The following is a 15,408-nucleotide window of genomic DNA, read 5'->3' as shown; positions in this document are numbered from 1 at the left end:
AGGAGACCCGCATGACTACCGAAACACTCGCAAAAACCCCGCTGCACGCCCTGCACCTCGAACTGGGTGCACGCATGGTGCCGTTCGCAGGCTTCGACATGCCTGTGCAATACCCGCTGGGTGTGATGAAAGAGCATCTGCACACACGCGATCAGGCCGGTCTGTTTGATGTCTCGCATATGGGCCAGTTGGTACTGCGCGGCGCCGATGCGGCCAAAGCGCTGGAAACACTGGTACCGGTCGACATCATCGACTTGCCGGTCGGCATGCAGCGTTATGCGATGTTCACGGACGAGAACGGCGGCATTCTTGACGACCTGATGGTTGCCAACCTCGGCAATGACACCCTGTTTCTGGTGGTCAACGCTGCCTGCAAAGACCAGGATCTGGCCCACTTGCAAAAGCACATCGGCGCACAGTGCGAGATCGAAAGCCTGTTCGACACGCGTGCATTGCTGGCCCTGCAAGGCCCGAAAGCAGTTGATGTGCTCAGCCGTCTGGCGCCGGAAGTGGCGCAGATGACCTTCATGCAGTTCGCGCCAGTGCGCCTGCTCGGGGTTGATTGCTTCGTCAGCCGTTCGGGCTACACCGGCGAAGACGGTTATGAAATCTCAGTGCCGAATGAAAGCGCCGAAATGCTCGCCCGCAGCCTGCTGGCCGAGCCGGAAGTCGAGGCAATCGGCCTGGGCGCACGTGACTCGCTGCGCCTCGAAGCCGGCCTGTGCCTGTATGGCCACGACATGAGCACCAGCAGCACACCAATCGAAGCCAGCCTGCTCTGGGCCATCTCCAAGGCTCGCCGTGCCGACGGTGCGCGTGCCGGTGGTTTCCCTGGCGCTGAACGTATCTTCGCCCAGCAGCAAGCCGGCGTTGAAAGCAAGCGCGTAGGCCTGTTGCCGCAAGAGCGCGTTCCGGTGCGTGAGGGCGCAGAAATTGTTGATGCCGACGGCACCATCATCGGCGCGGTATGCAGCGGCGGCTTCGGCCCGACACTGGGCGCACCGGTTGCCATGGGTTATGTAAAAGCCAGCCATGTACCGGCAGACAGCGAAGTCTGGGCGATCGTGCGCGGCAAGAAAGTGGCGATGAAAGTGGCCAAAACCCCGTTCGTACCACAGCGCTATTACCGCGGCTGATCAAAGCCAAGAGCGTGCGCGGTTTAGCGCTTGTCGCGACCGCGCCGTTGTTGGGAGTTCCATCCACCGCACGCCGAAAATCACGCCGTTGTGAGCTTCTCTATGCTGGAGGATGGAATCCGCGCAGCGGCTTCCGTCATGACGGCCTAACGCTATTACGCGGCCAGGCTGTTGATTGGCGAATTACGCAAGATTCAAAAGCCAAACCGCGCCAAGCGCAACATCGCAATGACGGAAACCCCGTTGGGGGTTCCATCCTCCGGCATCGAAAAACACCCGTTGTGAGCTTCTCTTTGCTGGAGGATGGAATCCGCGCAGCGGCTTCCGTCATGACGGCCTACCGGTATTACGCGGTTGAGTTGTTGATTGGCGGGGTTCGCAAGATTCAAAAGCCACACCGCGCCAGGTGCAACATCGCGATGACGGAAACCCCGTTGGGGGTTCCATCCTCCGGCACCGAAAACCGCACCGTTTGGGTTTCTGCTCGCTGGAGAATGGAATCCGCGCAGCGGCTTCCGTCATGACGGCCTACCGGTATTACGCGGTTGAGTTGTTGATTGGCGGGGTTCGCACGATTCAATAGCCAAACCGCGCCAGACGCAACACCGCAATGACGGAAACCCCGTTGGGGGTTCCATCCTCCGGCACGAAAATTACGCCGTTGTGAGCTTCTCTTTGCTGGAGGATGGAATCCGCGCAGCGGCTTCCGTCATGACGGCCTACCGGTATTACGGGTTGAGTTGTTGATTGGCGGGGTTCGCACGATTCAATAGCCACACCGCGCCAGGCGCAACATCGCCATGACGGAAACCCCGTTGGGGGTTCCATCCTCCGGCATCAAAAAACACACCGTTGTGAGCTTCTCCATGCTGGAGGATGGAATCCGCGCAGCGGCTTCCATCATGACGGCCTAACGGTATTACGCGGTTGAGTTGTTGATTGGCGGGGTTCGCACGATTCAATAGCCAAACCGCGCCAGGCGCACCACCGCGATGACGGAAACCCCGTTGGGGGTTCCATCCTCCGCATCGAAAATCACACCAATTTGGTTTTCATGTTGCGTCTGAATCCATGGTCGCGATCACAAAAACCGTTGGGTTTATTCGGGACCCATGATTTTTTGCAGGGCATCGGGGCGTGGGGCGCCTTGCTGTTGTTGCAGACGGCCTTTGTCATCGAGATAGAAAATCGCCGGCGTGGCCTGGCCACCCATTTCGTCCATCAGCGCCAGATTGGCATCTAGCTGCTTCTTGATATCGGCTGGGATATTCTCCATCGCCTGCAGGGTGCTGGCTTTGCCTGCACTCTCGTGCTGGTTGAGCGCCTCTGTCGGCGATTTGGAGGTCAGCAGCGTCGCGGCCTTGGCTTCGCTGTCTTCATGAATAACGCCGACCATAATGTGCCGTAACTGCACCTTGCCCGACTCGACCCACGGCCGCGCCTGTTTCCAGAACATATTGCAGTACGGGCAATTGGCATCGCTGAACATATAAATAATGCGCGGCGCCGAGTCTTTGCCATCGGCAATCCACTCGCTCTTCTCCATGCGCGCCCACATCTCTTTGCCCAGCGGCTCGTAGACCAGCTCTTCCAGAGGCGCCTGGCTAAGGTCCTGGCCGTTCTCGTCGAGCAGGGTGCCGAGCAGTACGTGCTTGCCGTCTTTAGTCAGGTACAACGCCAGGCCCTGACCGTTGTACTTGGCGGCATAGCCCTGCAAGCCGTCCGGTGCATCGAAGCGCCCGACAACTTCAGCGCCACGCGCCTCGACCGCCTTGATTGCCGCGGGCAACTCTTCGGCGTGCAGAGCCCCGGCGCCGAGGGTAAAAATGCCAATCGCGGCCAGCGATTTGGCGAGGGTGAGTGCGTTATTCATGGTTGTACGTCCTTATCAAAATGTTCCAATGCCTGGGTCAGGCTCGCCTTGGAGAGTTCTCCAAGGTGACTGCCAAGCTGGCGTCCTTGCGCGCTGTAAAACAGGGTAGTAGGCAATGACATCGAGCCAACCCTTTGGCCCAGCCGACCACCGCTGTCGAGTAGTACGTTATTTAGTTCTAGCTTGCTATGCGCGAGAAAGCGCTGAATTTCCTCAGCGCCTTCGCCCTGATTGACGAACAGGAAGGTGATCTCAGGATTCGCCGCCTGTGCCTCAGCCAGCACTGGCATTTCGCGCCGACACGGCGGACACCAGGTCGCCCATAGATTGATCACCACCGGCTTGCCGACGTAATCCTGTAGCTGCACAGGCGCGCCCGAGGCATCACGCAAAGCGACTTCGGGCATCCGCGTGCCCTGCTCGAATGCACTGAGCATCATGCTGCCCATCGCCCACACCAACACACCGACGCTCATGCCGATGCCCAGCGGTTTACGCAGTTTCGGCTTGCGCCAAAGTATCCACACACCAAATGCCAACGCCGCCAAAGCGCCAGGCTCGACGATGAATCCGCCGTCGCGAATATCCAGCACGCCCCACGGGTCATCGGCGAACAACGGCAAATAGCGCAACACAAATGCCAGTCGCGCCACCAATAATCCGACAAGCAGGATGCTGAACAGCTGGCTCTCTGGATTACTGCCACTGCTGCGCCCAACCCACCAGCCAATCACAACTGCCAGCAACAGGCTGCCGAGTATCAACAAGTGAGCCACGCTTAACGTCAGTGGCCCGAGACTCACACTCAACATTGAATTCCCTTTTGATCAACCGGCAGTTTCGAATGGCTCAGCAACTGCACAATGGCGAGTTGAGCACTTCAGAACCGCATAACCTGCATTGGTTCCCGCAACGCCGCAGCTTTGCGGCTAGCGCAACTGCCCGACCATCGACGCCGCAACAGTCAGCACGTCTTTACCCAACTGCATGGAGCGCTTGCCATTCCAACCGGTCTGCGGATCGAGCGAGTCGAGGTGATCCTTGAACGGCATCTCAATAGTGAACGACAGGCAGTCATAAGCCAGTCCCACCGCGTTACAAGCCAATGTGGTGTTGGCTTTGCCCGGTTCGTCGAGCGGATAACCGTGCACAGTTTGGAACTCCGCCCCGCACTCGATCAGGCGCTGGCGAAAGGTGCTCTCCAGCTCAGCAAGGCGCGGGGTGTAGCCCGGATTGCCCTCGCAGCCCGCCGTGAACACATGAGGGATTTCTTCATCGCCGTGAATATCCAGAAACATATCCACGCCAATATTGCGCATGTGCTGCTGCACAAATAACACCTCGGGGCTTTTCTCGGTGCTCGCCGATTGCCAGGCGCGATTGAGGTCTGTGCCGGCGGCGTTGGTGCGCAAATGCCCGCGAAAGGCGCCATCGGGATTCATGTTCGGCACCAGATACAAATTGGCCTGGTCGAACAGCTGATTAAGCACTTCATCATCACGCTGCCCCAGACGCTCGATAATGCCCTGCATAAACCACTCGGCCATATGCTCGCCGGGATGCTGCTGGGCTATGATCCAGATCGAACGCTGCGCCTGCGGATTGCGGCTGACCCGCAACAGTTCGATATTGCGACCCTCAATACTGCGGCCCGTGGCGCAAAGCTCAACGCCCGGCAACTCGAGCGCTTTGCACACAAGGGCGGCATGACGCTCGCGGCTGTACGGTTCGAAATAAGCAAACCAGACCTGCGGCTGAGCAGGCGTCAGCTCGAATTTCAGTGCGCCGCCCTCAAACCGGCTGGGCACCCGAAACCAGTTGATATGATCGTACGAGGCAACGGCGTCATAGCCATCCCATGCATGGGGATAAGCCGAGCCACCGGCGTTGGTCAGGTTGAATGTATGCGCCAGGCCAACCTGCAACGCTTCGACCTTGAAGTGAAACCATTGGTAATGATAGCTATTGAGGTCCTTGCGGATAGCCAGCTGCACATCTTGCGGATTGCTGGCGTTGATCACCTCAATGTTGCCGCTGTCGAAATTACAACTGATTTGCATACTGCCCCCGGATGATCGGCCACGATGACAAGCAGCACCGTGCGTAAGTCGTAGAGGGTTAAAATATACCCCACTCGCGGACAATACTCGCCACCTAGCGGAACACCCAGAGCACGCGGGTTACTGAGTCTGTCTGATTGGCGTAGCGAAACCGGCTGTGCGCCGGCAATTGGAAGCTGTCGCCGGGTTTTAAAATCACCGGCTGGGCGCTGTCGTTGTGCCAGATGCTCAGTTCGCCCTCCAACACGAAGCCGCCTTGCTCGGAACTGTCATCAAGGTGTTCGGCGCCACTGCTGGCACCCGGCTGAAGAAAGCTCTCAAGCATCGAGAACCCTGCCGAGATTGAGGGTGAGACCAGAACATCGGTCACGCCGTCGGCGTAATACAGCGTGCGCCGCTCATCCGGTCTGGTCACCCAGCTCAATTCCCGGGGTTTGCCCGGGCTGTAGAAGTACGTGGTGGGCACGCCCAGCGCCTCGCTGATCGCCGTGAGGTCGGCCACGGTCGGGCGCGAAAGGCCACGCTCTATTTGCGAGACAAAGCCGAGCGAGCGATTAATTTTCGCAGCCAGTTGGCCAATCGTCAGGTTCTTGTGTTTGCGCAGGTCGCGAATCAGCTTCGCCAATTCTTCGGTCTTATTCAGCTGATCCATCACTGCCCTCCCGGCCTCAATGCCGCCCGTCAAATTCAAAAGAAATCACGCAGGCGATACCACGCCTTGCCAGCCGCTTCGATGGGCGCAGCCAGAAAACCACCGCCCGGAAACGCCGGGTTATCCAGCGACTGATACAGCGTCAGTAATTCATCGTTGCCTAAAATCGCGTCGGTCACTGCGCGTGCGCCCGCCAGCGTCGGCAAAATGCCGTGGCCGGAGAAACCCTGCAGCCAATAGCGCTGCCCCTCCCGGCCGATGTCCGGCGTGCGCTTGAGCGTGCAGTCAATATGCCCGCCCCACGCATAGTCGATCTCAACGCCTTGCAACTGTGGAAATACCCGCTGCAGATAAGGTCGCGTAGCCGCGGCGACATCCTTGGGAATCCCGCCGAGGTAGGTGCAGCCGCCCCCGAACAGCAGGCGATTATCCGGCGTCAGGCGAAAGTAGTCCGGCACAAACTGATTATCTATCACACAGTTATTACGTGGCAGCAGCGAGTGCGCAAGCGCCTCATCGAGCGGCGACGTGGTGACTTGATAAGAGCCAACTGGCAGCACCCGACGCGACAGATTGCGGTCCAACCGGTCGATGTACGCATTGCACGCCAGCACCATAACATCGGCCTCAACCCGGCCCTTGTCGGTACGCACGCTGTAACCTGTTGGACCCTGCTGGTAATCAAGTACCTGGCTTTGCTCGAAAATCTGCCCGCCAGCCTGCTCGATTGCACCAGCCAGACCTTGCGCCAGCTTTAGCGGATTCAGATGAGCGCCTTGGGCGTCATACAGCGCTGCCTGATAGCGCGAGCTGCCAATCCATTCTGCCAACTCATCACGACGGATCAGTTGCAGGCTCTGGTAGGCATATTTGTCTTGAGCCTCGTGCAGCGCATCTTCGAGCAGTGACACCCGCCGCGGTTGCACCGCCGCCCACAAACTGCCCTGCTGATAGTCCACTGAAAAACCATGACGGGCAGGCAGTTCGCGCAGCTCCTCGGCGGCCCAGCACATGCTTTGCCACAACCGCAGCGAACGCTCCAGCCCCAGCGCCGCCTCAAGTGGTGGCATATCACATGACCAACCCAGCAGCGCTTGCCCGCCATTGCGACCCGAGGCAGCCCAAGCCAGGCGACTGGCCTCAAGCAATGCAACACACTTGCCCGCCAGCGCCAGCCGCAATGCACTGTGCAAACCGCTGAAGCCGCCGCCTACAATCACCACATCCACCCGCACTTCGCCTTCAAGGCTGGGACGCAGCGTAATGGACTGTGGATAAGTGGCGCTGTAGTAGCTGCGGATATGCTGGGCTGATTGCTTGAACATGGGCCACCATGAAATTTTATGTCGTTATTTTCATGAAAAAATACACAATAAATTTCATCAACCCAAGTTCTATCGCCTTCGACCAACTTATTGCCAGTTACAGTGTCTGTAGATTCATGGCCTGCGCGCTGTAAACCGGCCAATGCTCATTGACTTCAACGCGCATTAACACAGCACTCACATCTCGCGGGTCGCGCTCACTCGCTGAAAGGGGAAGAACATGAAATACGCAACTGGCCCTCTGGCCAAACTGGCCGGCCTTGTGGCCGCACTGTTGATCGTTGCTGGCTGCAGCAGCAAAGGCGACCAGCCGCAAACGCCAGAAACCCCAACCACTGGCGACGCACCGGCAACGCAGCAGATGAACGAATACGAGCAGCTGCAAATGCGCGCCAAACAGGGCGACATCAACAGCCAGTTCCAGCTGGGCAGCAGCTACTTTGTCGGCAAGCCGGTGAAGGATTTGAAACAGGCCGAATATTGGTGGAAGCAGGCAGCCGACAAAGGTCTGTCGATGGCGGCGGTAAGTCTGGCTTACCTCTACACCGGCCGCGATGACCCGGCAATGGCCAACCAGAAAGAGATGCTCAAGTACCTGAATCAGTCGGCAGCCGCCAACAATCCGATGGCGCAACACATCCTCGGCACGCTGTACCTTAAAGGCGACTTTGGCGTCCCGCGTGACCCAACACAAGCTAAAGCGCTGTTTCAGAGCGCCTGCAACTCACGCTACAGCGAAAGTTGTGAAACCCTGAAGAAACTGCCCTGAGGCCAACAATAACGCCGTGCTCAGAGCACGGCGTTATTGCATCACCGGCCAAGCTCAGGCAGTTTCTGCAGCCTTGATTTCTGCATTCGACTCAAAAGCTTTCTGCAAGCGGGTTCGGCTGTTAATCAAGTGCAAACGCATGGCCGCTTTGGCCGCTTCAGCGTCCTGGCGCATAATCGCATCGTAAACTTGATCATATTCGCTGATCAGCGAAAGTTTCAGATCATGCAACTGAAAGTCTTCCGAATAAAGTTGCAGCCGTGGAATCACACACGCACCAATATGCTGCATGATGTCGATGAAGTAATTATTCCCAGTTGCCTCACAAATACGCATGTGAAACTGGAAGTCAGACGCCTGAATTCCGCTGGTCTGGTTCGCGCTTTTTTTGAAGTTATCCAGCGCATCACGAATATCTTCTAATTGTTGCTTGTTTCGTCGTTGTGCGGCTAATCCTGCCGAGTCGACTTCGAGGCCATTGCGCAATTCAAGTACGGCCAACATATCGCGCAAACTGACAATAGTGGCAGGATCAATTCTCAGTCCGCTTGGGCTGGGTGTATTAAGTACGAAAGTACCAACACCATGACAAGTTTCGACCAGGCCGTTTGCCTGCATTCGCGACAATGCTTCGCGAACAACAGTACGGCTTACGCCATTTTCATCCATCAATACTGCTTCGGTGGGTAATTTATCGCCGCGTTTTATCTCGCCGTCGCGAATTTGTTGGGATAAGCCTGCGACCAGTTCCTGGGCCAGGCTGCGGTACTTGCGGTGTGGGCGTGGGAGCATTTTCTGACGTTCCATGTCAAAGGTTCTCTAGGTCCGGACTACTGAAGTTAAATCATAACGGGACAGTTGTACGATGAAAGCCATTTTGGCCAACCGAATGTAGGGTATGATGACTCTTGCCGACTCGTTCATCGCTTTGTGCCGTTAATGTGTCCCGTTCTCTTGTTTGAACATATTCTGTTACAGGCAACAACGGGTTGCTGTTCAGCTGTGAGGAAGACGCAGACGCCTTGAAAAGCAAACTATTACGCCTGATCAACGAGTCATTTGCCGAACTCAACGGAGTGCTTCAGCAGAGGAAATAGCCCCAAACGCTAGACTTTTCTGCTGCAGGTACGATAATAATAAAAGCTAGCCAATAGCTATCAGCAATACTCAGTCCAACACTTAGCCGGTGTTCCGACTGGATCACACTTCGTTAATATTTAACCTGTAGAACCATCAGAGCAGTTTCAACTGCCACGAAATTAGCAGCTATGCACACGGCTAAGCATTGCTGCACTTCATTATTAACAGACAATTGGAATATCACGTGACGAAAGACGAACTGCGCGCTGAACTCGAGCGCCAGGCGAAGCGTTACAAGGACGTATACGGCGGGGAAGTTACAACCTACGCAGCTCAGCCAGACCCTGAACGCAAGCCATGGCGGAAAAAGTCCAACTTACTCGATGAAGCTTTTGAAAAAGAGCTGGAGAAAATCGAGAAAGATCTACAAAGCAAAGAAGCCGCCAAACCCTGATAACTCACGCCGCCCAGTCAGAGCTTTTGATTCTCTGACTGGGCGACTGCGATCAGCGCTTTTTCCTGGTTCCCAGTAAAGAGCCCATAAAGCCCCGCACCAATTCGCGACCAAACTGGTTGGCGGCTTGGCGAACGGCCGTCTTCATGGCCTGGCTGGCAAAACCATCCAACAATTCAGACGCCACATCGGCAAAGCCCTTTTCGGCTTTCTCGCCCTTGCCTGGCGCCGCAGATTTCTCAGCAGTAGCGCCAGGTTCTGGCTCTTGCACCTTGGCCTCACTCGCCCGCTGGGTGAGAATTTCGTAGGCAGACTCACGATCAATCGGCTTATCGTAGCGACCGAGCAGCGGCGACTGGGTGATCAGCGCAGCACGCTCGCCCTCATTCAGCGGCCCGACTCGCGACTGCGGCGGCGCAATTGCCACTCGCCGGACCATCGCCGGGGTGCCCTTCTCTTCCATGGTGCTCACCAGCGCTTCACCGATACCCAGTTCGGTCAGCACACCGAGCGTGTCGAAATCGGGGTTGGGCCTGAAACCGTCTGCCACCGCACGGAGCGACTTCTGCTCCTTGGCCGTGAAAGCACGCAAGCCATGCTGAATGCGCAAGCCCAACTGGGCGAGCACATCATCGGGCAAGTCCGCCGGAGACTGAGTGACAAAGTAGACGCCAACACCTTTCGAGCGAATCAGCCGCACGACCTGTTCGAGCCGTTCTTGCAGCGCCTTGGGCGTGTCGGCAAACAGCAGATGCGCTTCGTCAAAAAACAGCGCGAGCACTGGCTTGTCGGCATCGCCGCGTTCAGGCAACTGCTCAAATAGCTCGGCCAGCAACCACAACAGAAAAGTGGCATAGACCTTGGGCGCTTCATGCACCAGACGGCTGGCGTCCATCAGGTGCACACGCCCCTTGCCATCGGCAGTGCTCTGCAGAATATCTTCGAGTTGCAGTGCCGGCTCACCAAATAGCGCTTCGGCGCCCTGCTGCTCCAACGCCGACAACCGGCGCAATAACGCCTGCGAAGAGGTGTTGGTAAACAGCGCACCGTCCTGCCCCAGAACTTCGGGATTGTCTTTGAGGTGCGCCAGCAAGGCTTTCAGGTCTTTGATGTCCAGCAGCAACAAGCCTTCGCGATCAGCCACTTTAAAGGCTGCATAGAGCGAAGCCTGCTGGCTGTCCGTCAACTCAAGCAGCGAGCCCAACAGCAAAGGCCCCATTTCGCTCAGCGTGGTGCGTAGCGGGTGGCCGCTCTTACCATCGACATCCCATAACGTAACAGGGTAAGCCTGCGGGGAGTGATTAAGCCAAGGCATGCTGGCAATCCGCTCGGCGATCTTGCCGCTGGGATTTCCAGCGGCGCCAAGGCCGCACAAGTCACCCTTTATATCCGCCGCGAAGACCGCCACGCCGGCGTCACTGAAACACTCGACCAGACGCTGCAACGTCACGGTTTTACCGGTTCCGGTCGCGCCGGCGATCAAGCCGTGACGGTTGGCGAGACGCAATGCCTGGCCAACGGGCTCGCCCTTCAAATCGGCGCCAAATACAAATTGCTCTGCTGCAGGCATCCATTCGTCCTCTGAGTTAAAGCTTTGTCATGCGCATGCCGAAATAGCTGCATATGCCTGACGAGGCCAGACTTTCACGATTCTTGTTAAAGACTGGTTCCAGAACCTAACCGATGCAAGAAACCATGACTAAAAACTTAAAGTTCAGCCACAAAATCCTCATCGCAGCCTCGCTGGTGGTCATCGCGACCTTCACGATGTTCACCCTTTATAACGATTATTTGCAGCGCAATGCTATCCGCAAGGACCTGCATAGCTATCTGCGCGAGATGGGTGCGGTCACGTCGAGCAATATCCAGAACTGGTTGTCGGGCCGCATTCTGATGGTGGAAAGCGTCGCGCAATCGGTCAGCACTGACTCGGGTCAGGAGGCGCTGGTCAATCGCCTTGAGCAAAAGGCACTGACTTCAACCTTCGACTTCACCTATTTGGGTGGCAATGACGGCGCATTCACCATGCGCCCCGACGACAAGATGCCCGACGGTTACGACCCGCGCACCCGGCCCTGGTTTATGGACGCTCAGGCAGCTGGCGGCACCACGCTCACCGAGCCCTACATTGATGCGGCAACCGGCGGCATGATCATCACGATTGCTACGCCTGCCTTGAACCGCGGCGTAGTTGGTGGCGATCTGAACATGTCGGTGCTGGTCGACCTGATCAATTCCCTGGATTTGGGCGGCATCGGCTACGCCTTTCTGGTCAACGCCGATGGCAAAATTCTGGTTCACCCTGACAAAAGCCGGGTCAACCAGACGCTGCGCGAGATGTACCCCAGCAACACGCCAGCGATCAACGCGGACTTCAGCGAAGCCAGCCTTGATGGCGTAACGCGCATTTTCAGCTTCACTCCGGTGACTGGTTTGCCGTCCGTTAAATGGTATCTGGGCCTGTCGATCGACAAGGACAAAGCCTATGCAATGCTCAGCGAGTTCCGCCAATCCGCAATCATCGCCACGCTGATTGCGGTGGTGGCGATCATTTTGCTGCTGAGCATGCTGATCAAAGTACTGATGCGCCCGCTGAATACCATGGCCAGCACCATGCAGGACATCGCCAAGGGTGAAGGTGACCTGACGCAGCGTCTGAAAATCGAATCCAACGACGAGTTCGCCCAACTGGCCACCGCCTTCAACCAGTTCGTCGAGCGTATCCACAGCTCGATCCGTGAAGTGTCATCCGCCACCAGCAAGGTCAATGAAGTGGCCAAGTTGGTTGTGAGTGCTTCGAACTCCTCGATGCTCAACTCCGATGAGCAGAGTAATCGCACGCACAGTGTTGCCGCCGCTATCAACGAGCTGGGCGCAGCCGCGCAAGAAATTGCCCGCAACGCAGCGGATGCTTCAACTCAGGCCTCGGATGCACGCGGCCAAGCAGAAGACGGCCGTCAGGTGGTGGAGAAAACCATCGCCGCGATGAATGATCTGTCCAGCAAGATCAGCGCCTCTTGCACCAATATCGAAGCGCTGAACAGCAAAACGGTAAACATCGGCCAGATTCTCGAGGTGATCAAAAGCATTTCGCAGCAGACCAACCTGCTCGCGCTCAACGCTGCCATCGAAGCAGCCCGCGCCGGTGAAGCCGGTCGCGGCTTTGCCGTGGTCGCCGACGAGGTACGTAACCTGGCGCATCGCACTCAGGAGTCGGCTCAGGAAATCGAAGGCATGATTGAGGAGCTGCAAGTCGGCTCGCGCGAATCGGTGCTAACCATGACCGAAAGCCAGCGTTACAGCGAAGAAAGCGTGGTGATCGCCAATCAGGCAGGCCAGCGTCTGGGCGCAGTCACGCTGCGAATCGGCGACATTGACGGCATGAACCAGTCCGTTGCGACCGCCACCGAGGAGCAAACATCGGTCATCGAGTCGCTGAACATGGACATCACCGAAATCAACACCTTGAATCAGGAAGGCGTCGAGAACCTGCAGGCCACGTTGCGCGCGTGCAGTGAGCTGGAAAGTCAGGCCACCCGCTTGAAGAGCATGGTCGACAGCTTCCGTATCTGAGGTATTTACGCGAGTAAAGACAAGGGCGCCAATAAGGCGCCCTTTTTATTGCGGTATTACTACGCTGGCTTAGCGACTTTTTTCGGGAGCCGGATGCGCGGGTTGCCCGGCCTGCGCATGCAACTCGCCCAGCAGTTCTTTGGCCTGACTGAAATCGGCGCCGTCCTCTGCGCTCAACTCGTCTATGTCGTAACGGCTCAGGCATCCCTGGCCTAATGTCTTAGGTGCAACGGATACCGCTTTCTCAAATGGATCGTTCATAGTTTGCCCTCGGCGATGCCATGCCGAAATGTCCATGGCTATGTATGCAGACTGGCACACGTAGCCGACAGTTCCAGTTCGCTCACCCTAACTAATCGACAGATTCCGTGCCCTGCTCGTGCTGGGCAAACTCTTTGACTGCTCGCAGCACGTCGCTGCGGCTGATCTGGCCGACCAGCCGGCCATCGGCAATGACCGGCAAACGTCCCAGCCGCCCTTCGAGAAACTGCTGGGAGACAGTGATAACGTCGACCTCGGGCGAGACCGTTTCAACCTCACGCGTCATCTGATCGCCTACCGTGCCACCAATCGACTCGTAGTAGGCGCCCGAGAGAATCGCCCGCAGGCAGTCCCCCTCGGACAACATGCCGATCAGGTGCCCGCTGGCATCGACCACCGGAGCGCCGGCAATGCGATGCTCAAGCAGACGGTTGATCGCGGTGAACAGATCCGTTTCAGCACGAAAGGTCACCAAATGGCGCGTCATGTAATCGCGCACCTTGATTGACTTCAACATAGCCTGACTCCTCTGTCGGGCGTCCTTGGCGGCGCACGACAGAACAGTTAGTTGAACACTACCGTCTTGTTGTCGTGAACCAGAACGCGATCTTCCAAGTGGTAGCGCAAACCACGTGAAAGCACCATTTTTTCAACATCCTTGCCGAGGCGAACCATCTCTTCGATGCTGTCGCGATGGCTGACACGCACCACATCCTGTTCGATGATCGGCCCGGCATCGAGTTCCTCGGTTACATAGTGCGAGGTCGCGCCGATCAGCTTAACGCCACGCATCGAGGCCTGATGGTATGGCTTGGCGCCGACGAACGATGGCAGGAAGCTGTGATGAATGTTGATCACACGCTGAGCATAGTCGCTGCACAGTTGTGGCGGCAGAATTTGCATATAACGCGCCAGCACGATGACATCCGCCTGGTGCTCTGCAACCAGCTGCGCAACCTGATCGAAGGCCGGCTGTTTATTCTGCGGATCAACCGGCACATGGAAAAACGGGATGCCGTGCCACTCAACCATGCTGCGCAGGTCGTTGTGGTTGGAGATCACGCACGGAATCTCACAATCCAACTCGTTGCTGTGCCAGCGGTGCAGCAAGTCTGCGAGGCAATGCGACTCGCGACTGGCCATCAAGACCACGCGCTTCTTTTGCTCGGAGTCGGTAACCCGCCACTCCATCGAGAACTCGCGCCCGATTGGCGCAAAAGCCTGACGAAAGCCGTCGAGATCGAAAGGCAACGAGTCGGCACGAATTTCATGGCGCATGAAGAACCAGCCGGTCTGGTTATCCGAGTGATGGCTAGCCTCAGTTATCCAACCGTTATAGGTCGCAAGAAAGTTACTGACCTTGGCCACGATCCCCACCCTGTCCGGGCAAGCAATGACGAGGCGAAAAGTGCGCATGAAATACTCCAGAGCTGGGCAAAGTCGGCCATTTTAGCCACTCTCGGGAAAAACTGCAGTATTCATCAGGCCCCTGCGCTAAACAGCCTTGCAGCCGCACGACAGTGAATATTTCTCGGCGCTGTAATATTTAGTCGAAAACAGCCTGCGAAGACCAACCGAACTAAACCTGTTGAAAGCTGTAGCGGCATTGCAAGGCAATAAGCAACTCGCCTGAATATGCAAAATCAGTAATTTATAAGTGTGAATTAAGCTTTAATTCAGTTTAGCCAAGAATATTTAAACAAACAGGTTTACTTGTGAAAAGTGCCTGACTATCATTACTAATACTCCGCTGTCTTACACATTACTTATCAAGGTAAGCCCATGTCGCTGATCAACGAATACCGCGCTACAGAAGAAGCCATCAAAGAATTGCAAGAGCGCCTTAAGAACATGTCGCAAGACGACAAGCTGAAGAAGGAACTCGAGTTCGAAGGCAAATTGCGCACCCTGATGGGCGAATACTCCAAGTCCCTGCGTGACATTATCGCCCTGCTCGACCCGGAAGCTAAAGTCGGCAAACTGCAGCGCGGCGCTAAAACCACTACGACCAAGCGCGCTCGTAAAGTTAAGCAATACAAAAACCCGAACACCGGTGACGTCATCGAAACCAAAGGTGGCAACCACAAAACGCTGAAAGAGTGGAAAGCCAAGTGGGGCTCCGACGTTGTCGAGAGCTGGGCTACCCTGCTGGGCTAAGCCTCGCGAACAGCCCTGCATTCCGATTCAAAGCGGATGCAATAAATTAACGCCAGCCTTGCTGGCGT

The 15,408-nt window shown here is 56.7% G+C and carries 15 protein-coding genes; 5 read left to right on the top strand and 10 right to left on the bottom strand.

What is annotated here, in order from left to right:
• The first annotated feature begins 11 nt into the window (after positions 1-11).
• A complete protein-coding gene (gcvT, locus tag PMYSY11_RS04380) occupies positions 12-1,136 on the top strand; it encodes a glycine cleavage system aminomethyltransferase GcvT (protein ID WP_090514195.1) in 1,125 nt (374 codons plus the stop codon).
• A 1,099-nt stretch (positions 1,137-2,235) separates the two neighbouring features.
• Here the strand turns inward: gcvT and dsbG are convergent.
• The 5 genes from dsbG to PMYSY11_RS04355 all read right to left on the bottom strand — a co-directional run bounded on the left by dsbG (position 2,236) and on the right by PMYSY11_RS04355 (position 7,046).
• Positions 2,236-3,009, bottom strand: a complete 774-nt coding sequence (gene dsbG / locus PMYSY11_RS04375; protein WP_150548412.1) for a thiol:disulfide interchange protein DsbG — start codon at positions 3,007-3,009, stop codon at positions 2,236-2,238.
• On the bottom strand, positions 3,006-3,821 hold the full coding sequence (locus PMYSY11_RS04370) for a TlpA disulfide reductase family protein (protein ID WP_090515086.1): 816 nt from the start codon (positions 3,819-3,821) through the stop codon (positions 3,006-3,008). Before PMYSY11_RS04370 ends, dsbG begins: the two co-directional genes overlap by 4 nt.
• A 117-nt stretch (positions 3,822-3,938) precedes the next feature.
• The gene (locus PMYSY11_RS04365) at positions 3,939-5,069 is read right to left on the bottom strand and encodes a M14 family metallopeptidase (protein ID WP_150548411.1); all 1,131 of its coding nucleotides are present in this window, start codon (positions 5,067-5,069) and stop codon (positions 3,939-3,941) included.
• Positions 5,070-5,163: 94 nt separating this feature from the next.
• The gene (locus tag PMYSY11_RS04360) at positions 5,164-5,721 is read right to left on the bottom strand and encodes a helix-turn-helix domain-containing protein (protein WP_150548410.1); all 558 of its coding nucleotides are present in this window, start codon (positions 5,719-5,721) and stop codon (positions 5,164-5,166) included.
• 35 nt (positions 5,722-5,756) lie between these two features.
• A complete protein-coding gene (locus PMYSY11_RS04355; RefSeq protein ID WP_150548409.1) occupies positions 5,757-7,046 on the bottom strand; it encodes an NAD(P)/FAD-dependent oxidoreductase in 1,290 nt (429 codons plus the stop codon).
• Positions 7,047-7,266: 220 nt separating this feature from the next.
• Here PMYSY11_RS04355 and PMYSY11_RS04350 point away from each other — a divergent pair, with 220 nt between their 5' ends.
• Positions 7,267-7,815, top strand: a complete 549-nt coding sequence (locus tag PMYSY11_RS04350; protein WP_150548408.1) for a tetratricopeptide repeat protein — start codon at positions 7,267-7,269, stop codon at positions 7,813-7,815.
• 54 nt (positions 7,816-7,869) lie between these two features.
• On the opposite strand, the gene PMYSY11_RS04345 is transcribed toward PMYSY11_RS04350, so the two are convergent.
• The gene (locus tag PMYSY11_RS04345) at positions 7,870-8,622 is read right to left on the bottom strand and encodes a FadR/GntR family transcriptional regulator (RefSeq protein WP_069902136.1); all 753 of its coding nucleotides are present in this window, start codon (positions 8,620-8,622) and stop codon (positions 7,870-7,872) included.
• A gap of 517 nt (positions 8,623-9,139) precedes the next feature.
• On the opposite strand from PMYSY11_RS04345, the gene PMYSY11_RS04340 reads away from it, so the two are divergent.
• Positions 9,140-9,349 carry a hypothetical protein gene (locus PMYSY11_RS04340; protein ID WP_090515096.1) on the top strand — a complete coding sequence of 70 codons (210 nt, stop codon included), beginning with the start codon at positions 9,140-9,142 and terminating at the stop codon, positions 9,347-9,349.
• A 52-nt stretch (positions 9,350-9,401) separates the two neighbouring features.
• Here the strand turns inward: PMYSY11_RS04340 and PMYSY11_RS04335 are convergent, their stop codons facing one another.
• Positions 9,402-10,919: a helicase HerA-like domain-containing protein gene (locus tag PMYSY11_RS04335; RefSeq protein ID WP_150548407.1), complete on the bottom strand. Its 1,518-nt coding sequence runs from the start codon at positions 10,917-10,919 to the stop codon at positions 9,402-9,404.
• 125 nt (positions 10,920-11,044) lie between these two features.
• Here PMYSY11_RS04335 and PMYSY11_RS04330 point away from each other — a divergent pair, with 125 nt between their 5' ends.
• A complete protein-coding gene (locus tag PMYSY11_RS04330; RefSeq protein WP_150548406.1) occupies positions 11,045-12,922 on the top strand; it encodes a methyl-accepting chemotaxis protein in 1,878 nt (625 codons plus the stop codon).
• Between the two features lie 69 nt (positions 12,923-12,991).
• Here PMYSY11_RS04330 and PMYSY11_RS04325 read toward each other — a convergent pair whose 3' ends face one another.
• The 3 genes from PMYSY11_RS04325 to purU form a co-directional block, all read right to left on the bottom strand.
• The gene (locus PMYSY11_RS04325; protein WP_150548405.1) at positions 12,992-13,183 is read right to left on the bottom strand and encodes a hypothetical protein; all 192 of its coding nucleotides are present in this window, start codon (positions 13,181-13,183) and stop codon (positions 12,992-12,994) included.
• Between the two features lie 91 nt (positions 13,184-13,274).
• A complete protein-coding gene (locus PMYSY11_RS04320) occupies positions 13,275-13,700 on the bottom strand; it encodes a CBS domain-containing protein (protein WP_069902132.1) in 426 nt (141 codons plus the stop codon).
• 47 nt (positions 13,701-13,747) lie between these two features.
• Positions 13,748-14,599 (bottom strand): formyltetrahydrofolate deformylase, encoded by an 852-nt coding sequence (gene purU / locus PMYSY11_RS04315; RefSeq protein WP_150548404.1) that lies wholly within the window; start codon positions 14,597-14,599, stop codon positions 13,748-13,750.
• Positions 14,600-14,965: 366 nt separating this feature from the next.
• Between purU and mvaT the strand changes: the two genes are divergently transcribed.
• A complete protein-coding gene (gene mvaT / locus PMYSY11_RS04310) occupies positions 14,966-15,340 on the top strand; it encodes a histone-like nucleoid-structuring protein MvaT (protein WP_069902130.1) in 375 nt (124 codons plus the stop codon).
• Positions 15,341-15,408: the final 68 nt, after the last annotated feature.

It is taken from the genome of Pseudomonas marincola, from assembly GCF_900682675.2.
Classification (GTDB): Bacteria; Pseudomonadota; Gammaproteobacteria; order Pseudomonadales; family Pseudomonadaceae; genus Aquipseudomonas; species Aquipseudomonas marincola.
Note: the sequence above shows the minus strand (reverse complement) of the source record. Positions and strands in the feature narration are given on the sequence as shown.